Below are 18,891 nucleotides of genomic sequence, written 5' to 3'. Positions count from 1 at the left end.
GGATTATCCTTTGACGGCGCCCGCCATCAGACCGCGCACGAAATAGCGGCCGGCGAGCACATAGACGAGAAGGGTGGGCAGTGCCGCGATCATCGCGGCGGCCATGTTGACGTTGTATTCGACGACGCCGGTCGAGGTGTTGACGACGTTGTTGAGCGCCACCGTCATCGGCATTGCGTCGCCGGTGCCGGCGTAGGCCGAGGCGAACAGGAAGTCGTTCCAGATGTTGGTGAACTGATAGATGACGGTGACGACGAAGATCGGCATCGAGTTCGGCAGCATGATGCGGCGGAAGATCTGGAAGAAGGATGCGCCGTCGACCTGTGCCGCCTTGACCAGTTCGGTGGGGAACGCCTCGTAGTAGTTGCGGAAGAACAGCGTGGTGAAGCCGATGCCGTAGACGACGTGGACGAAGACGAGGTTGACCGTCGGGTTGCCGAGGCCAAAGCTGGTTCCCGTCGCATTCTGCAGCGTGACGCCGAAGCGGCCAAGGCTGCCGAGGATGGTCGCCATCGGCAGCAGCACCGACTGGAACGGGATGAAGCAGGCGAACAGCATCAGCCCGAACACCAGCGTTGCCCCGCGAAAACGCCATTTGGTCAGCACGTAGCCGTTGAGCGCGCCGAGCATCGTCGAGATCAGCACGGCCGGGACCACCATCTTGATGGAGTTCCAGAAATAGCCCTTGATGCCGGCGCAGGTGAGGCCGACGCAGGTCTCGCCCCAGGCCTTCAGCCAGGGATCGAAGGTCGGTGCCCTGGGCAGCGCCAGCATGTTGCCGTTCTGGATCTCGTCCATGGTCTTGAACGAGGTCACCAGCATGACGAACAGCGGCATCAGATAAAATAGCGCAAACAGCGCCAGCAGCCCGTAGATGACGATGCGGTTGATAACCTTGACGTTGACGCCGCCAGAGGCCTGGCGGGCGGGAGTGGTGACGGCGCTCATCGCGGCTTCTCCCGCAGTTCCGAATAGAGATAGGGCACGATGATTGCGACGATGGTCATCAGCATGATCACCGCACTGGCCGAGCCGACGGCCATTTCGTTGCGCTTGAACGTGTACTCATACATGAAGTTGGACGGCAGCCAGGCCGATCCACCGGGCCCGCCGCTGGTCAGTGCGACCACGAGATCGTAGGACTTGATGGCGAGATGCGCGAGCACGATGAAAGCCGACAGGAAGATCGGCCGCAGCAGCGGGATGACGATGCGGCGGTAGAGCTGGAAGGTGGTGGCGCCGTCGATCTGCGCCGCCTTCATGATCTCGCCGTCGATGCCGCGCAGGCCGGCCAGGAACATCGCCATGATGAAGCCGGAGGCCTGCCAGACGCCGGCAATGACCACCGTGTAGATGACGAAATCCTTGTTCTTGATCCAGTCGAAATGGAAGCTCGTCCAGCCCCATTGATGCAAGGTCTGCTCGAGGCCGAGGCCGGGATCGAGGAACCATTTCCAGGCGACGCCGGTGACGATGAAGGACAGCGCCATCGGGTAGAGATAGATCGGCCTCAGCACGCCTTCGCCGCGGATCTTCTGGTCGAGCAGGATGGCCAGGAACAGGCCGAGCGCCAGGCAGATGGCGATGTAGAGGAAACCGAAAATACCCATATTGGTGATCGACGTGTACCAGCTCGACGGCGGGTCGGTGTCGAAGGTCCAGCCCCACAGCCGCTGATAGGCGCGCGAGCCGGTCAGGACATAGGATGGAAAGGTCTTGGAATTGGTGAAGGACAGATAGATCGTCCACAGGATGAAGCCGTAGACGAAGACGATGGTGATGGCGAAGCTGGGCGCCAGCACGATCTTCGGCAATGCGTCCTGCAGGCGTGAGCGCACCGAGGCGCGTGGCCGCGCATGCTCCGGCGTCAGCTTGATCTGGCTTGTCGCTACCGTGCTCATGGGGCTCCTCCCGTCGACTCGCGGCCAACCAGCTTCGCGGATCTAAGTTCGCGGATCTGGGCCTTCCCCGCCGGAGCGGGGAAGGCGTTTTTGGCGCGTGGCGCTTACTTGGCGTCGTCGATCGCCTTGACCAGCTCGGTCACGGCCTCGTCCGAGGTCTTGATCTGACCATGGACGAATTTGGAGACGACATCCTTATAGGCATTGGCGACCGCCGGGGGCGCGCCATAGCCCTGGGCCAGCGAGCCGAACAGCGTGCCGCCTTCGTTGGCTGCCTTCAGGTCGGCGATGCCCTTCTTGCCGCAAGCGTCGAAGTCGGTGTCCGGAACGTCGGTGCGGGCCGGAACCGAACCCTTGACGACGTTGAAGGCCGACTGGAAGCTCTTCGACAGGGTGGCGGTGGCCAGCGCGACCTGGGCGGCCTTGCGGTCGTCCGGAACGTTGAACATGCCGAACATGTCGGAGTTGTAGATCACCGAGCCGTCGGTGCCCGGGAAGCGATAGCAGAGGAAGTCGGTGCCCGGCGTTTTCTTGGCGGCGTTGAACTCGCCCTTGGCCCAGTCACCCATGACCTGCACCAGGGCGTCGCCCTTGATGACCATGGCGGTGGCAAGGTTCCAGTCGCGGCCGGAGAAGTTGGGGTCGACATAGGTGACGAGCTTGGCCAAATTGTCGAACGACTTCTTCATCGTGTCGGACTTGAGCGAGGCGTCGTCGAGGTCGTTGAAGGCCTTCTTGTAGAACTCAGGTCCGCCGGTCGACAGCACGACGGAGTCGAACATGGTGGCTTCCTGCCAGTTCTGGCCGCCGAGAGCGAGCGGGATCACCCCTGCCGCCTTGGCCTTGTCGAGCAGGGCAACGAAGTCGTCGAAGGTCTTCGGCTCGGTGCCGCCGATCTTGTCCAGGACGGCCTTGTTGATCCACAGCCAGTTGACCGAGTGAACGTTGACCGGCGCCGCGACCCACTTGCCGTCATAGACCGAAAACTTCTGCAGGGCTGCCGGAACGGACTTGTCCCAGCCTTCCTTCTTCGCCGTTTCGGTCAGGTCGCCCATGACGCCGGCAGCGGCGTAGTCGAGCACGGTATAGCCGAGCATCTGCGAGGCGGTCGGATAATTGCCGGCCGCGACCATCGCCTTCAGCGCGGTCATGGCGGCATCGCCGCCGCCGCCGGCCACCGGCACGTCCTTCCAGGCATAGCCTTCCTTGGCCAGGTCGCCCTTAAGGACGTTGAGAGCAGCCGCTTCGCCGCCCGACGTCCACCAATGCAGCATCTGCACTTCCTTGACGTCCTCGGCGTGGGCCGCGAAAGCCAGGCCGGATGCGAGAGCGGTTCCGATAAGCAGTTTGCGCAACATGTACTACCTCCCTTGTTGCATTACACGACCGGTGAAGCCCACCGGGTTCTTCTCAACTCAGCCGACCCACCACCCGGTGCGCAGGCCGCGATGAAACTGGATTGTCTTTTCCTCGGTATAGTCCTCGACGGCGCGTTTGCCGAGTTCGCGTCCGAGACCGGACTGCTTGTAGCCTCCGAAAGGCAGCTCGGGATAACCTTCCATGAATGTGTTCACCCAAACGGTTCCCGAACGCACTCCACGCGCGACCGACATGCAAGTGTCGATGCTGGCGCTCCACACGCCCGCCGACAAACCATAGGGCGTGTTGTTGGCGATGTGCAACGCCTTTTCAATCGATTCAAAAGTCAGCACCGAGAGCACCGGACCGAACACTTCCTCGCGCGCTATGGCCATCTCCTCGGTAACGCCGCGGATGATGGTGGGATCGAGGTATTGGCCGACATTGGAGGCCAATTGCTTGCCTCCGCTGTAAACCTGGCTGCCGTCGCCTTCAGCGGCAGAAACATAGCCGGCCACCTTCTTCAGATGGTCGGACGAGATCATCGCGCCGACCTTGGTTTGGTCATCGAGCGGATCGCCGACCGTGACCCTGGCGGCAAGCGCCTTGACGGTGCTGAGAAAATCGTCGGCGATCGCCTCATGAACGATCAGCCGGCTCCCGGCATTGCAGCACTCGCCGGCATTGAAGAAGCCGCCGAATACCGCCGCATCGGCGGCCGCTTCGAGGTCGGCGTCCGGGAAGACGATCTGGCCGTTCTTGCCGCCGAGCTCCATCGAGACTTTCTTCAGCGACTGCGCGGCGGACGCCATCGTCATCTTGCCAACGCGGGTGGAGCCGGTGAACGAGACCATCTCGACCAGCGGGTGGCTGACCATCGGCGCACCGACATCGGCGCCAAGCCCGGCCAGGATATTGACGACGCCGGCGGGCAGGCCGGCCTGCATCAGGATATCGCCGAGCACAAAGGTCGAGGCCGAGGTCATTTCGCTCGGCTTGACCACCGCCGTGCAGCCGGCGGCGAGCGCGAAGGGCAGTTTCTGGCTGACGATCAGGAAGGGGAAATTCCACGGGGTGATGATCGAGACGACGCCGATCGGCTCGCGCAGGACGACGCCCAGCATGGCATCGCCGAGATTGGCGTAGGATTCACCATGCAACGTGCGGGCAAGCGAGGCGGCATAGCGCCAGATGTCAACGGCGCCGCCGATCTCGCCGCGCGCCTGGGCGACCGGCTTGCCGGATTCCAGTGCATCGAGCCGGGCGATGTCTTCCAGCCGGCCCTCGATCAGGTCAGCCGCCTTGAGCAGGATCGCGGCACGCTCAGCTGCCTTCGTGCGCGGCCATGGACCGGTCTCGAACGCCTTGTGGGCGGCCTGCACAGCGGCTTCCACTTCGGCCTCGCCGGCCTGTGCGTAGTGCGAGACGGTGAAGCCGTGGCCGGGGCTATTTCGAGCAATCATGCGGCCGTCGCGGGCATCGACATGCTTGCCGTCGATCAGCAGTCTGTACGCTTTCGGTGCCGCAGCCGCCTCGGCCGGCATGGCGATCTTGAGTGGGGCGTTCATCTGTTTTCCTCTAGGATCTCGAAAAGGCCGGCTTCTGCTTGGCCTTGAAGGCATCGACGCCGGCCTTGAGATCTCCGGTCAGGGCGATGAAGCCGCTGGCCAGCGCTTCGGTGGCGGCGGCACTTTCCTCGCCTTCGGCGACCGCGATCATCAGCTTGGCGGCTTCGGTCGCCAGCGGGCCGCGCTCGGCGATCTTTTCCGCCCACGCCCTTGCTTCGTCGTATGCCTTGCCAGTCGCGACCACCCGGTCGACGATGCCCAGAGCGAGTGCCTCGGGGGCGAGAAAGATCTCGCCGCCGAGCGCCATCCGGCGCACCGTCTGCGTGCCGAAGCGGCGCACGGCGCGTTGCGTGCCTGACCAGCCGGGTACGACACCGATCGAGGTTTCGGGGAAGCCCAGTTTCACCTGTGTTTCCGCCACGCGAAAATCACAAGCCACAGCCAGCTCCAGCCCGCCGCCCAGTGCATGGCCCGACAAAACAGCGATGGTCGGCTGCCTGAGCCGCGCCAGCCGGTCGAAGACGCGGTGGCCGTAGCGTACCCATTGCACCTGGAAATCGGCGGCACTCATCCGCGCCCAGGCCTCGACATCGCCACCGGCGCAAAATCCCTTGCCTTCGCCGCGCAGCAGCACGACGCGGACGCCCTCGGCCATCTCGGCCGCGTCAAGCGCCGTCTCCAACGCGCGCAGCATCGGAATGTCCAGCGCGTTGAATTTCTCCGGCCGGCGCAGCGTGACGACGCCGATGGCGCCGTCGGTTTCAAAGGTGACGAGGTGCTCAGCCATGCGCGCCTCCAAGCGAGGCGCCGCCATTCAGCGACAGGCCTATCGGTTGCTCCTGATAGAGGGCTGCCGGTGTCGTCTTGAGGTCCTTGGCAATGCCCAACGGAATTTCCGACTGCGCCAGCACATCGCGCTGCAGATCGATGCCGGGTGCGAGTTCTGTGACGACCAGGCCCTCCGGCGTCAGCCTCATCACGCAGCGTTCGGTGACATAGGTGATGTCCTGTCCCTGCGCGACTGCGCGCTTGCCCGAAAACGAGATGTGCTCGACTTCGTTGACCACCTTCTTGACCTTGCCCTCCTGATCGATGCGGATGCCGCCATCGGCCAATGAGAGTTTTGCCCCGGCGTTGAAGAAGCCGGAAAACACGATCTTCTTCGCCCGCGCGGTGATGTCGACAAAGCCGCCGGCACCAGCCGTGACATGCGGGCGCGCCGAAAGCTTCGAGACATTGACCGAGCCATGGCGGTCGATCTGCAGGAAGGACAATAGCGAGGCGTCGAAGCCGCCCGCCTGGAAATAAATGAACTGGTGCGGCGAGGGCATGAAGGCGTCGGCGTTCGACGAACAGCCGAATTTGAAGTCGAGCAGCGGCACGCCGCCGACCGCGCCCTGTTCGATCACCCAGGTAATCTTGCCGTGCTGTCCTTCCTCGAGAAGGATGCGCGGGACATTGGCGGAAATGCCGAAGCCGATGTTGACGGCCATGCCGTCGCGCAACTCCATGGCGACGCGGCGCGCGATCACTTTCTGGACGTTCATCTCCGGCGTGCGGAAGCTCGACAGCGGCCGGAAGATTTCTCCGGAGATCGCTGGGTCATAGGGTGTCAGCGTCGTCTGCAACTGGTCGGGCGCGACGACGATATGGTCCACCAGGACGCCCGGCACGCGCACGTCATGCGGTTTCAGCGTACCGTTTTCGACGACGCGCTTGACCTGCGCGATAACGATGCCGCCATTGTTACGGGCGGCGAGCGCCTGTTCGAGGCCACCGAGATAGGCGCCCTCATGCTCGTAGGTGAGGTTGCCGCGCTCGTCGGCCGACGTGGCGCGAATGATCGAGACCTGCGGCACGATGGAGCGAAAATAGAGCCATTCCTCGCCGTCGAACTGCTGCACCGAAACGATCGGCTCGCTTGCGGCGGCGTTCATGGCGCAGCCCTGGTGGCGTGGGTCGGCGAAGGTGTCGAGGCCGACCTTGGTCAGCACGCCCGGCCGCTTGGCGGCCGCTTCGCGGTGCATGTCGAACAGGATGCCGGACGGCACGTTGTAGGCGGCCACCGAATTGTCGCCGATCATCTTCCATATCTGCGGCGGTTCGGAAGAGGAGGGGCCGGACGGGTAGGAGCCGCACAAAGTACGCTTCAGCAGTCCCGGCTTGGCCAGATGGTCGATGCCTTTGATGCCGTACATGTCGCCGGCGGCGATCGGGTGCAGCGTGGTGATATTTTTTGGGTGGCCTTCCCCATCGAAGCGTTCGCCGATCGCGGCGAGCACGGCGTCGGGACAGCCGAGACCGCTCGACGACGACACGGATACGACCATGCCGTCCTTGATCAGGCCCGCTGCCTGAGCTGCCGAAACGACCTTGCTCAATTCGTGCTCCCCGAACCGGCCGTCCTGTTTCGGGTGCGGCGATCCGGGCCACAGCTTTCCCTGACCACGAGATTGACCGCGCCGATATGGTCCTCAGCGCGCGTGGTGCGCGACTGGATCATTTTCAGCATGACATGGGCGGCGCGTTCGCCGAGGCCGGCCGAGTCCACCGCGACGCTGGTCAGAGCTGGCATGTAATGTTCGGCCTCGGCCACATCGTCGAACCCGACGATGGCGAAATCAACTCCCGGCTCAAGTCCGCGCTTGCGCAGCGCCAGCATGGCGCCAAAGGCGACGGCGTCGTTGAAGCAGAGTGCCGCGGTCGGCGGTTCAGCCATTGCGAGAGCGGTTTCGAGGCACGCGATGCCGCCTCTGCGGCTGGTCTCTCCCTCGACGACCAGTGCGTCGCGGTCGGAGATGCCCTGCGTCTCGCAGGCTTCGCGAAATCCGCCAAGCCGATCGTGATAGACCACCAGGTCGGACGAACCGCCGAAGAAGACCAGCCTGCGATGTCCCTTGCCGATCAGATGGGCGGTGGCGAGATAGGCGCCGCGATGATTGTCGGGCGCGATAACCGGAATACGGCTCTCGGGAAGCCGGCGCATGGCGAAGACCACCGGCAGACCTGCCGTCTCGATCCGCCTGAAGGCGCCCGGCGTCGTGCCGCGAGCCGGCGACACGATGAGGCCGGCGACGCCTTGCTCCATCAACGACTTCAGCACTTCTTCCTGGCGTACCGGATTTTCCGCCGTGTTGGCGATGAACGGCACGATACCGGCCGACTGGAAGACCCGCTCCATCCCAACCGCCAGCTCTGCGAAGAAAGGATTGGTGAGATCGTTGATGACCATGCCGATGACATTGGAGTGCGCCTTGCGCAGATTGGCGGCGCCGCGGTTGTAGACGTAACCGACATCCTCGATCGCCTTGCGCACTTTGCTCGCTGTTTCGGGCCGGATCAGCCCGCTGCCCTGGAGCACGAGCGATACCGTCGATTTGGACACGCCTGCTTCGCGGGCGATGTCGAATATCGTCGCCTTGGCCCGGTTGGCCATCCAGATGCATCCTCCCCGACTGCAGGCCCAAAAGTATTGGAACGTTCTAATCTCTGCTCCGGTCGTGAGTCAATCGGGATTTTTCTCGCGTCTCGAATGCCGATCGTGCGTACTCAAATGGCTTGCTCCATAAGGCTTTTGTGTTGCAATGCAGCATTCTTCCCGCCGTGGAATTCGAATCTTAAAGGTTCTTGATTTATTGGAACGTTCCATTTAATAGCGTTGCGAAGGGAGAGATCGATGGACATTGCCTTGCCTGGTGAGGGGGGCGGCAGCACCCGGTACACGCTGGTCGGCGAACCGGTGCAGCCTGACATCGGCGCGCGATTTTCGCGTATTGCCTATGCCGCCGCGCACGTCGTTGCCGATCCGCTTGCCATGACCGATCCGTGGTCCAGGCCGGTGGTCGACTGGGACAGGACGATGACGTTCCGTCACCATCTGTGGCGGCTGGGATTCCGCATCGCCGAAGCGATGGACACGTCGCAGCGCGGCATGGGTTTCGACTGGGCAAACGCGCAGGAATTGATCCGCCGTTCGATCGCCGAGGCGCGTACCGTCGATGGCGCCGATCTCGCCTCGGGTGCCGGGACCGACCATCTGGCGCCCGCCGCCGCCAGGACGCTGGACGATGTGGTCACCGCCTATGAGCGGCAATTCGCTTTCATCGAAGGCTTGGGCGGCAAGGCGATCATGATGGCCAGCCGGGCACTGGCGGCAGTTGCCAGGGGGCCGGACGACTATGTCAGCGTCTACGACCGCATCCTGTCCCAAGCATCCGGCAAGGTCATCCTGCACTGGCTGGGCGACATGTTCGATCCGGCGCTCAGGGGCTATTGGGGCAGCGAGAATTTCGAGGCCGCTCTCGATACAGTGGTTGCCATCATCGAACGCCATATTGGCAAGGTCGAGGGGATAAAAATCTCACTGCTCGATGCCGGCAAGGAGGTCGCGCTGAGGAACCGTCTGCCGGACGGCGTCGCCATGTTCACTGGCGACGATTTCAATTATCCCGAACTGATCGTCGGCGACGAGAAAAGACACTCGCACGCACTGCTCGGTATTTTCGATGCGATTGCGCCGGTCGCCAATGCAGCGCTGGCGAAACTGGCGGAGGGTGACCGCGCCGGCTATGACGCATTGATGGCGCCGACCGTGCCGCTATCGCGAAAAATCTTCGAGGCGCCGACCGAGTACTACAAGGCCGGCATCGTCTTCATGGCCTGGCTGAACGGCCATCAGGACCATTTTGCGATGGTCGGCGGCATGCAGTCGGCGCGCGGCATCCGTCACTATGCCGACGTGTTCCGCCTTGCCGACCAGGCCGGATTGCTCGCTGATCCCGATCTGGCGGTGGCCAGAATGAAGAGCCTTTGCACCGTCGCGGGCGTTTGATTTCGGGAAAGTGGTTCTCATCATCGACGTGACAGGCCAGGAATGCCGGACGTCCCTAGAGCAATTCCAGGAAAAGTGTGAAACGGTTTTCCGTCCGGAATTGCGTAAAAACAAGGAGTTAGAGCGGGTCGCCGTTTCCGTGAAACGGTGAACTGCTCTAACGTCTTCGCCACAGCCAAAAAGGCGCGATTGCCTCGTCTGGATGAAAAATGGGCTTGGCCGCCCTTCCCAGATCGGCAGGTGGCATCCCTGCGGGATCATGATGCGTCAGGTCGAGAAGCAGCGGCCCAAGCCGATCCGGATCGACAGTTTCGGCCGACATGGTGTGTCGCTTGTTCTCGTGCGCAACAAGCCAGTGCAGCGCCTGGACCAGTCCCAGTCCCTCGGCTGTCTTGTGCTGCCAGAGATTGTCACCAACCGAAGACAGGACACGGGCCAATGACGTCCAGCCTTGCAAGGTAAACATGGCGTAGTGCCTGGGGCGCGTGCGGGACAGTTCCCTGGGCAAGGAGCCGTCGGCTGCGATCTGGGTCGCCAATCTCTCCCGAGCATAGAGGCTGATCTTGGCCAGGGTGGCGCTGTCGCCAAGAAATGTGGCGATCGATGCCCGCTGCAAATCGTAGTACGTTCCTTGGTTGCTGCTGCTGCAGAAGGCCGTCGCGGCTGCCGGCGCGGTGTCCAGCCATTCACAGTAGGAACCGAGCCAGGCTCTGAACGCCTCGCGATCCTCGTCGCCCAGTACTCCTGTTCGCTCGATCAAGCGTACGGCATCCAGGAAGAAATAGAAATCCTTCAGCTCGATGATGCCGTAGCCGGCCCCTTCATTGTTGTCGTGGCCCGACCGCACCTGCGCATAGCGCAAATGCGGGTTCATTCTTGTCTTGGGATCGACAAACCATGCGCGAATGAGCCTCGCGGCGTGGACGGCGTAATGACGTCCATCAAGCACGGTTGCGGCGAGCGCAAGCACGGTTGTGTCGTCGAAGACGCGCTGTAAGCGTGTGCGATCGTAGGTTTCGCTTCCTGCTGCATACAATGCCGTGCCGGGCACGCGTTCGCCATCGCGCCTGATATAGGGCAGGCCATCGGGTCTGTCGGGGTCGGGCCACCAGTAAGGCGCCGGGCGAAAATAGTCCTGGGGATCCCCGCTGGGGGCTCGGCCAGTCTTGTCGAGCACGCTGAACGGACCGCGGGCGAGTGCCTGACCGGCCGCGGTTTCGAGATAGCGCAGGATGGGTCCGTCCTTTACCGCGTGGGCGAGGGCGTCTTCGTCATAGAAAGCCAGGCGGGAGGTATCAAGCCGAGCGGCGACTGCCTTGGCGTCACATTGATCGACCATATCGACGATCGCCTGGTCGCGGCTGACCAGACGCGCGACGAAGCCGGCCTTGCCGATCTCCAGATGCGAACGTCCTGAATCCAGGCGCGCCACCCAGCCCGCTTTCTGGAGCAGCCCGGCATCCGCTGCCCGGACCGGGCGTGGAAAATCCCAGGCGTCGTCGCGGTAGCGATCCCAGGGGCCGGGAACTGCCAACCGCCACAGCATCTCGATTTTTGGCCGCCTTCCGTAGCCATAGTTTTCGTCGAACAGTTGCGTGGTATCGGCTCGAAATATGATCTGCGGCTCTTCCTCGGCCGGCGGCTGGAAGCTCTGGTCCAGCAGAAGCGCATTGTCGACAATACGCGCCATGGGCACCACAGCGTAGGGAAGGTGCGGGTTTCTCTCGATCGCGGACCGTATCCGCTGGAACGCAGAGCCTGTCAGGTAGCAGTTCCCGTCCCAGGGCATCAGCCATTTTGCCCTGCCGCGGGCAATCGCGAGCGCGGCGTTGCGAGCCCCATTGTTGTTCATCACATAGAGGTTCTTGCTGCGGCGGATGTGCGTTTCGTAACGCGCGGACTTTCCGCTCGCCCGGCCCTTCTCTGAGAATCTGAGGTCGCCGGCAACAAGCTGGTCGACGTCCCAGGATATCTTCCGGTACGCATCGAGTTCGAAGGGGATTGTGTGAAAATTCTGGCGGCGGCTTTCGAGCAGGCCGATGATCCGGGCTTCCTCGTCGGTGTCGACTATCCGATTGACGATCCAGAATTTTTCGCAGGCGTCGAAGACCGGTTCGTTGTCCAGAATGAACAGCACGTTGTCGAATGACTGGCCCTTGCGGTGTCGCGGTTCCAGATCATTGCCGATGATCCGGACGAGCATGAAGCTGTCGGCAATCTGCGAGATCGGCGACGCCGTGTAAGTCTCGCGGGCGGCTTCGATCCGCTTGCCGAGTTCGCGTCGGTATTCAGCGTTCTGCTTTGCGGAAATGAGCGCGTTGCCCAATGTCGACCACGGCGACTGCAATTGCGTGCGCACACGGTTCAGTTCGCGATGTATCTTCGGCCAAGGCGACAGTTTTTCCCTTCTGGACTGTGAACTCATGACGGCACGCAAGGAGACCCGATCACCGCCTCGGGAATGCGCGCAGTTTCACCAACCATTCCGGCTTCGATCCTGGACCATTTCTGAGTGTGAGGCGACCAAGCCCTGAATTGTCCAACGCGATCATCATGGAAAACGTCTCTCGCCTGCAATGTTGCGAATGTCCTGTTACGGTTCTGCTGCATCGGTCACGGCAGGTTGCAGGCAACGCCGACAAGACAATGCGATAAATCAAATCCGAAAACCACATAGCATGGCAAATGCCCCGGCATCGGCGATGCGCCTTCACGCGAAGGCAAGCTCGCAAAAAGATTCCGCCGGTGATCGCAATTTTCTTGTGAACCAATTTCTCCCGAGGCGCGACCAAGCGATGTGTCCAAACATGGTCCATCAAGGAGAACGTCTGATGTTTACTGTTTCAAGAAACGTCCTTTTGGCCGCCATCGCCGTTTCGGTGCTGGCCGGCTGCAAGACAACCGCTCCCAGGGAATGCGACAAGCTGAAGCCCGGCGTCACCTACAACGGCAAATGCTGCGGCATCGGCGAGCCTTGCCGTGAAGGCAAGGGCGGCGGCGACAGGCCGGGAAATACGCCTGATCCAGAGCCGCAATGATCTGATTGCCTGTCGCCCGTCCCGGTCAGCACCGGGACGGGCGCACAGCTTTCCGCGACGGCGTTTGCGTCCGGCGTCCGGTCTGCCAGGACCGGGTTGCGAAACTCGCCGGCGCCGCCCACGACAATGGCGAAACGGCAAATCTCAACGTCAGCTTGTGGCGGCCATTCCCCGCATATCACCTCACGGCCCCAGCCTCGTCCGTCCTGCGTTGTTGAACCCGACAACCCTTTGCTTACTATACGGTTTTTCGGTGCTTGTCGGCTGCCCCCATGCGTGCTTACTTGTGGTTGTTTTCATTCCGGGGATACAATCATGCGTTTTCTACTTGCTGGCGTCGCCATGCTGTCGTTCGCCGCCACCGCGGCTCTGGCTGATCCAGCTTCGGACTTCAAAAGAGCCGATCAGGCGTTAAACCAAACCTTCAAGCAAATCCAGAAGCGGCTTACGGACGATTCCGACGGCAAGGCGCGGTTGGTGAAAGCGCAGAGAGCGTGGATTGCGTTCCGCAACGCCGAATGCACATTTCAATCCAGCGGTGACGATGGTGGCTCCGCGGCGCCGATGGTTGCCGCTGCTTGTCAAGCTGAACTGACCAAGGCTCGCACCAGGCAGTTGAGGGCCTACCTGAACTGCCAGGAGGGTGACCTCTCTTGCCCGGTGCCATCAGAATGATCTGGAGTGACAAAATGCCGAATTTCAAGATGAGATATGTGCTGATCGCGCTTGTGCCGTTGGCGGTTGCTGGTTGCGTCAGCGCTGAGGATCAGCGCGCAATGGATCAGCAACGGTGCGCTTCTTACGGCTATAGGCCAGGAACCAACAGGTTTGCCGACTGCATGATGCAACAGACTTCACAACGTTCAGAAGACGAGCAGCGCTCAATGGATCGCATAGCCGCGCAGGAACAGAGAGACAAGGATCGCAAGGAAGCGCGTCGAAAGAACGACAGCTACATCGACCCAAGGCCGAGTTACGACAAGGACGGCAATCCGAATTTCGACACTCAAGGCAATTACCAAGGGTGTCACGGCGCGGGATGTTTGGTCGACAATCCAGACAATGGCGATGACGATGACCAGTAGGCCGGCTCCGCAAGGCTTGCCCCGATAGTCCGGCCTCGACCCAATCGAGAACCGTTCGCCAAGCTCAAGCACTGCATGCGGCGTTGCGCCAGGTGCAGGCTATAAGTCAACCTATGCGAACCTCTCTACCTCTGGGGAACCAGCCGGGAAATGCCGATGCAAGATCTGCTTGTCTGGTTGGATGGTGGGCGTGACAGGGATTGAACCTGTGACCCCTGCAATGTCAATGCAGTGCTCTCCCGCTGAGCTACACGCCCATCCGAAGCCGCGCATACACCATTTTTGATCTAGCGCGTCAATAGCAGGAAAAAGGAAAGAAGGCGTCGTCTCGCCGCAGTGGCGAAGAGGTGCGGCGCCTCGCCTAGAAAAGGGCTCAGGCCGCCTGCAGCATCTTCTCGACCTCGTTGACGAGGTCGCGCAGGTGAAAGGGCTTCGACAGCACCTTGGCGTCTTTCGGCGCCTTGGAATCCGGGTTCAGCGCAACGGCGGCGAAACCGGTGATGAACATGACTTTCAGATCAGGATCGATCTCTGTGGCACGCCGCGCCAGTTCGATGCCGTCCATCTCCGGCATGACGATGTCGGTCAACAGCAGCGAGAAAGGCTCCTCGCGCAGCCGCTCATAGGCGCTGGCGCCATTGTCGAAATCGCTGACCTGGTAACCGGCGCGCTCCAGCGCCTTGACGAGGAACCGACGCATATCGTCGTCGTCTTCCGCCAGAAGAATGCGTGCCATGATATCCCGTCCGAATCACCCGCCCGAGGTTGCCGTTGGGCAAGCCCGTTAACCATCCTGTATATGAGGAGGTGAGGGTAAACATCAAGTGAACGCTGACGGGGATGATCCATATTTGCCGGGCGTGTGCTGCGGCCGAAATGCTGGACACGAGGCTTGCAAGGTGGCACTTTCACATCATGATGCACTGGTGTTTTCGGGTTCGTTCAAATTGAAGACGGCAGCCGAGGATTTTTCGGTCTTTCCACCCTTCGAAATCCGGTCGGGCGTCGAGCAGCGCGTCCCCTTCCTCTTCAACTCACCGCATAGCGGCCGCTACTATCCGGAGCGCTTCCTTGCCATGGCAAGGCTGGACCGCAACGCCATCCGCCGGTCCGAGGACTGCTACGTCGATGAGCTGTTCGGCGGCACCGTCGCGCTCGGCGCGCCGTTGCTGGCGGCGAATTTCCCGAGGGCCTATCTCGACGTCAACCGTGAACCGTGGGAGCTTGATCCGCGCATGTTCGCCGAGCCGGTGCCGTCCTTCTGCAACATCCGCTCGGCACGGGTGGCCGGCGGGCTGGGCACGGTGCCGAAGCTGGTCGGCGAGGGGCTCGACATCTATTCCGGCCGCTTGCCGCTGGCCGAAGCGGTCGCCCGCATCGAGGCCGTCTACAAGCCCTATCACGAGACGCTGAAGCGGCTGTTGACCAGAACCCATGCGCGGTTCGGCTTTGCCGTGCTGATCGACTGTCATTCGATGCCGGCGAGCATCAGGGTCGGCGACAGCGGCCAGCGGCCCGACTTCATCATCGGCGACCGTTTCGGCATCTCGGCAACGGCCGCCCTGACCGACACCGCGATCAGCCTGCTCAGCGCCATGGGCTATTCGGTCGCCCACAACAAGCCCTATGCCGGCGGCTTCATCACCGAGCACTATGGCCGCCCGGCGCGCCATCTGCACGCGCTGCAGATCGAGGTCAACCGGGGGCTCTATATGAACGAGCGGACATTCGAGAAGGCTGCCGGCTTCGATGCGCTGGCCGACGATCTGACGCGGTTCTCAGCCGACCTGATGTCGATGCCCGATCATCATTTCATCGACTTGCCACTGGCCGCGGAGTGAATAACCTGCCGCTGGCCGCGGACTGAATGGCGCCATAAAAAAAGACCGCATCGTTTGCACGATACGGTCGAAGTCTAGGGAGGAAACGCCCAAGGAGGGCATGGACAGGAAACCCTGTCCGAGATTGAGGGTATTGTGCGCTGCACAAATGTCAAGCGACCTTCAGCCTTTTTTAATTCACTCTGATGTGGAAATTGCGTTTCGATGGCGCCTGTGTGACATCCAGGCAACAGATGCCGTCGCGGAAAAATCCTCGACACCCTTGTTTTGGCACGAAATTGGCGGCAAAGCCGGGCTCGGGCATGCTGCAATGCGGGAGAATCAGTTGGACATCAGCATCGATTTCATGCGTCGCATCGCGCAGGCGGCAGCGGCGGAGACCTTGCCGCGCTTTCGTGCCCAAGGTGCGGTCGCCAACAAGGAACAGGGCAGTTTTGATCCGGTCACCGAGGCCGATCGCGAGGCCGAGCGCGCCATCCGGGCTCTGATATCGGCTGAGTATCCCGATCATGGTATTCTAGGCGAGGAGCATGGCAGCGAGAACATTTCGAGCCGGCACGTCTGGGTGATTGACCCGATCGACGGCACCCGCGCGTTCATTTCCGGTCTGCCGGTGTGGGGCACACTGGTCGGGCTGACGGTCGACGGCGACGCCGTTGCCGGCATGATGGCGCAGCCCTTCACCGGCGAGCTTTTCTACGCCAACGGCTCGGGCTCCCATTATGAGGGGCCAGGCGGGCCGCGAAAACTGACGACCCGCAAGACGACGAAGTTGGACCAGGCGACGCTGTTCACCACCACGCCGGCCCTGTTCAAGGGCGAGGCGCGCAACCGTTACGATGCATTCGAAAGACAGATCCAGCTCGCCCGCTATGGCGCCGATTGCTATGCCTTCGCCATGATCGCCTCGGGAAGCGTCGACATCGTCGCCGATCCCGGATTGAAGCCCTACGACATCGTGGCGCTGATCCCGATCATCGAAAAGGCAGGCGGCGTCGTCACCACATTCGATGGCGGGCCGGCGGAACAGGGCGGCGATGTACTCGCCGCGGCGACGCCGGAACTTCATGCCGCCGCCATGGCCGCCCTGCGCGGCTAAACGAGCGTCCGCCGCCATTCAGGTGATGCCGACCGCTTGAAGCAGTCGTTTTACTGCCGGCGGCGCCCCTTGGGGAGCGGGCCAGCGACCGGCGCCCGTCAGGCTGTGGGGTCGTCGCTGCCGGGAATGAAGGCGTCGAAGGCGGCGAGCAATTGCTCGCGGTAGATGTCGGCTTCCTGCAGGATTTCGTGGCGGGAGCCATCGATCATCAGCAGCGAACCGAGCCGCAGACGCCTGGCGTAGGCTTCCACGGCCCTGGTCGAGACGACCTGGTCGGCGCCGGCGGCGATGATCAGCAGCGGGACCTGGATCCGAGCCATGAAATCGGGGTCGCTGACGGCTTCCGATGCTTTCGCGGCTGCCTGCAGCCAGCGGATCGTCGGCCCGCCAAGCGCCAGTTGCGGGTATTCTTCATAGATCCGTGTGTTGCGCCGATAGCGCTCCGGGTCCGATGTCAGCTTGTTGGTCTCGAAAGGGGCCGTAATCCTCGGCCGCGGACCCCAGGCGGCGTAGAGCCGGCCGAGGCCGAGAGCGCAGAACAGAGAACAGACGCGGCGAACCGTCGAGATCGAGACCGGCAGGTCGGGCAGCGTCAGGAAGGGCGCGATCAGCACCATGCGCCGGATGCGGTTCACCATTGATGGGGCGGCAAGCAGGGTGATCAAGGCACCTGCCGAATGGGCGAGGATGTAGTACGGTCCGCGGCAATCGGGCAGCACGATCTCCTCGAAGAACTGTTCGAGGTCGGCGGTGTACTCGCGGAAGCTGCTGACGTAGCCGCGCTGGTGATCGCGGATCAGCCGGTCGGAATCGCCCTGGCCGCGCCAATCGAGCGTGGCGACGCCAAAGCCGCGATCGGCAAGGTTGCGGATGGTTTCGAAATATTTCTCGATGCACTCGTTGCGGCCGGTGAGCAGGACCACGGTGCCCTTCATCGGGCGAGCGACCGCGCCGAACAGGCCGTAGCGGATATTCTTTCGGTCACGCGTGGTGAAGAAGCCGCCGGTGGCATTTTCCGGCCGCGGATTGCCCTCGATTTCGTGAAAAAGGGAGTTTTCGGTGAAAAGATCCGTCATTCGGCGCTTCGTGCTCGGCGTCTCGCATGCCCGCCTGCGCTGGCCGGCTCCGCTAAGGTGATAGACGCCCATGCGCCAAAAGCCAAGGAATTCCCGGTGAAGGGGAGGCTGCATCAGGGAAGGCCGGAAGCCGCTTGAAAGCGTGCTTCCGGCTCCTGTCGATCCGGGAGGAAGGGACGTTACACCCGGTCGGCCTCGTTGCGGTGCCTGTTGTGCAATCGGCGCCGCCAGTCCTTGATCCTGGAATGGACTTTAGCGCCGGCTGCCTGAACGCGCGCCGAAGTGCCGGTTCATCTGCCGTTCATCAAGGGTCCGGCCGCCGTGGCTTTTGCCGCCAGGTGAAATCTTGAAATGCTTTCCAGCGCTCCCCAAATGTCTCGTGCGGTCGCCAATGTCGGGGCCGCTGGTCCACCCGAAACGCCGCTCAAGGGTTTCGCACCGGCCATACGCAAACCATGTTGCTCAACAGGAGAACACCTCATGCGTCACGTTGATTTTTCCCCGCTTTATCGCTCGACCGTCGGCTTCGATCGTCTGTTCACGATGCTCGATTCGCTTGCGCAGCCGGATGGCGCGCAGACCTATCCGCCCTACAACATCGAGCGCACCGGTGAGGATTCCTACCGGATCTCGATGGCGGTTGCCGGCTTCTCGGACGAGGAAATCTCGATCGAAGCCCATCGCAACGTGCTGACCGTGAAGGGTGAGCGCAAGGACGAGGGTATCGGCGAAGGCTCTGAGCTGCTCTATCGCGGCATTGCCTCGAGGGCTTTCGAACGCCGCTTCCAGCTTGCCGACCACGTCGAGGTCGTTGGCGCCTCGCTGAAGAACGGCCTGCTCTTCGTCGACCTCAAGCGCAACATCCCCGAGGAGCTGAAGCCGCGCAAGATCGCCATTACGGCGTCTTCGGCCAAGGCCAAGCAGATCGAGGCCAAGACCGCTGCCTAAAATACAAGTCTCCTCCCGAGACGGAAGCGGGGGCGCAAGGCGGCGCGGTTTTTTTTTGGGGGGTATTAGGTTTAAGGGGGTCAGCGGGGCCAAAACGGGGGCATAAAAAGGGGTGGTGGGCAAACGGGTGTGGAAGAGGGTGAGA

Annotated in this window: 17 protein-coding genes and 1 tRNA gene; 7 read left to right on the top strand and 11 right to left on the bottom strand. The window is 62.1% G+C overall.

Features of this window, described 5'->3' with window-relative positions; all coding sequences use genetic code 11:
* Nucleotides 1-3: 3 nt before the first annotated feature.
* The 7 genes from AC0L3E_RS06650 to AC0L3E_RS06620 form a co-directional block, all read right to left on the bottom strand.
* Nucleotides 4-948 carry a carbohydrate ABC transporter permease gene (locus AC0L3E_RS06650; RefSeq protein WP_023810088.1) on the bottom strand — a complete coding sequence of 315 codons (945 nt, stop codon included), beginning with the start codon at nt 946-948 and terminating at the stop codon, nt 4-6.
* Nucleotides 945-1,901, bottom strand: a complete 957-nt coding sequence (locus AC0L3E_RS06645) for a carbohydrate ABC transporter permease (protein ID WP_024502750.1) — start codon at nt 1,899-1,901, stop codon at nt 945-947. Before AC0L3E_RS06645 ends, AC0L3E_RS06650 begins: the two co-directional genes overlap by 4 nt.
* Nucleotides 1,902-2,005: 104 nt before the next feature.
* A complete protein-coding gene (locus AC0L3E_RS06640; protein WP_032900903.1) occupies nt 2,006-3,259 on the bottom strand; it encodes an ABC transporter substrate-binding protein in 1,254 nt (417 codons plus the stop codon).
* A 57-nt stretch (nt 3,260-3,316) separates the two neighbouring features.
* On the bottom strand, nt 3,317-4,828 hold the full coding sequence (locus AC0L3E_RS06635) for an aldehyde dehydrogenase family protein (RefSeq protein WP_473604480.1): 1,512 nt from the start codon (nt 4,826-4,828) through the stop codon (nt 3,317-3,319).
* 10 nt (nt 4,829-4,838) lie between these two features.
* Nucleotides 4,839-5,615, bottom strand: a complete 777-nt coding sequence (locus AC0L3E_RS06630; RefSeq protein WP_292353188.1) for an enoyl-CoA hydratase/isomerase family protein — start codon at nt 5,613-5,615, stop codon at nt 4,839-4,841.
* Nucleotides 5,608-7,209 (bottom strand): acyl CoA:acetate/3-ketoacid CoA transferase, encoded by a 1,602-nt coding sequence (locus AC0L3E_RS06625; protein WP_127329375.1) that lies wholly within the window; start codon nt 7,207-7,209, stop codon nt 5,608-5,610. Before AC0L3E_RS06625 ends, AC0L3E_RS06630 begins: the two co-directional genes overlap by 8 nt.
* Nucleotides 7,206-8,264: a LacI family DNA-binding transcriptional regulator gene (locus tag AC0L3E_RS06620; protein WP_127329373.1), complete on the bottom strand. Its 1,059-nt coding sequence runs from the start codon at nt 8,262-8,264 to the stop codon at nt 7,206-7,208. Before AC0L3E_RS06620 ends, AC0L3E_RS06625 begins: the two co-directional genes overlap by 4 nt.
* 240 nt (nt 8,265-8,504) lie before the next feature.
* Here AC0L3E_RS06620 and AC0L3E_RS06615 point away from each other — a divergent pair, with 240 nt between their 5' ends.
* A complete protein-coding gene (locus AC0L3E_RS06615; RefSeq protein ID WP_473604479.1) occupies nt 8,505-9,659 on the top strand; it encodes a dihydrodipicolinate synthase family protein in 1,155 nt (384 codons plus the stop codon).
* A 157-nt stretch (nt 9,660-9,816) separates the two neighbouring features.
* Here AC0L3E_RS06615 and AC0L3E_RS06610 read toward each other — a convergent pair whose 3' ends face one another.
* A complete protein-coding gene (locus AC0L3E_RS06610; RefSeq protein WP_473604478.1) occupies nt 9,817-12,084 on the bottom strand; it encodes an alginate lyase family protein in 2,268 nt (755 codons plus the stop codon).
* Nucleotides 12,085-12,490: 406 nt separating this feature from the next.
* Here AC0L3E_RS06610 and AC0L3E_RS06605 point away from each other — a divergent pair, with 406 nt between their 5' ends.
* The 3 genes from AC0L3E_RS06605 (at nt 12,491) to AC0L3E_RS06595 (ending at nt 13,782) form a co-directional block, all read left to right on the top strand.
* Nucleotides 12,491-12,697 carry a hypothetical protein gene (locus tag AC0L3E_RS06605; protein ID WP_127267240.1) on the top strand — a complete coding sequence of 69 codons (207 nt, stop codon included), beginning with the start codon at nt 12,491-12,493 and terminating at the stop codon, nt 12,695-12,697.
* Nucleotides 12,698-13,012: 315 nt separating this feature from the next.
* The gene (locus AC0L3E_RS06600) at nt 13,013-13,372 is read left to right on the top strand and encodes a lysozyme inhibitor LprI family protein (RefSeq protein ID WP_127272393.1); all 360 of its coding nucleotides are present in this window, start codon (nt 13,013-13,015) and stop codon (nt 13,370-13,372) included.
* Nucleotides 13,373-13,386: 14 nt separating this feature from the next.
* Nucleotides 13,387-13,782: a hypothetical protein gene (locus AC0L3E_RS06595; protein ID WP_473604477.1), complete on the top strand. Its 396-nt coding sequence runs from the start codon at nt 13,387-13,389 to the stop codon at nt 13,780-13,782.
* Between the two features lie 182 nt (nt 13,783-13,964).
* Here the strand turns inward: AC0L3E_RS06595 and AC0L3E_RS06590 are convergent.
* Both AC0L3E_RS06590 and cpdR read right to left on the bottom strand, forming a co-directional pair.
* Nucleotides 13,965-14,039, bottom strand: a tRNA-Val gene (locus AC0L3E_RS06590).
* A gap of 116 nt (nt 14,040-14,155) precedes the next feature.
* Complete coding sequence (gene cpdR / locus AC0L3E_RS06585) at nt 14,156-14,518, bottom strand: cell cycle two-component system response regulator CpdR (protein ID WP_006199474.1); 363 nt, start codon at nt 14,516-14,518, stop codon at nt 14,156-14,158.
* 163 nt (nt 14,519-14,681) lie between these two features.
* Between cpdR and AC0L3E_RS06580 the strand changes: the two genes are divergently transcribed.
* Nucleotides 14,682-15,623 (top strand): N-formylglutamate amidohydrolase, encoded by a 942-nt coding sequence (locus tag AC0L3E_RS06580; RefSeq protein ID WP_473604476.1) that lies wholly within the window; start codon nt 14,682-14,684, stop codon nt 15,621-15,623.
* Between the two features lie 325 nt (nt 15,624-15,948).
* Complete coding sequence (hisN, locus tag AC0L3E_RS06575) at nt 15,949-16,722, top strand: histidinol-phosphatase (RefSeq protein ID WP_127270523.1); 774 nt, start codon at nt 15,949-15,951, stop codon at nt 16,720-16,722.
* Between the two features lie 98 nt (nt 16,723-16,820).
* Here the strand turns inward: hisN and AC0L3E_RS06570 are convergent, their stop codons facing one another.
* On the bottom strand, nt 16,821-17,798 hold the full coding sequence (locus AC0L3E_RS06570) for an alpha/beta fold hydrolase (protein ID WP_127329365.1): 978 nt from the start codon (nt 17,796-17,798) through the stop codon (nt 16,821-16,823).
* A 480-nt stretch (nt 17,799-18,278) separates the two neighbouring features.
* Between AC0L3E_RS06570 and AC0L3E_RS06565 the strand changes: the two genes are divergently transcribed.
* Complete coding sequence (locus AC0L3E_RS06565; RefSeq protein ID WP_473604475.1) at nt 18,279-18,746, top strand: Hsp20 family protein; 468 nt, start codon at nt 18,279-18,281, stop codon at nt 18,744-18,746.
* Nucleotides 18,747-18,891: the final 145 nt, after the last annotated feature.

The organism is Mesorhizobium sp. WSM4822 (assembly GCF_055811155.1).
Note: the sequence above shows the minus strand (reverse complement) of the source record. Positions and strands in the feature narration are given on the sequence as shown.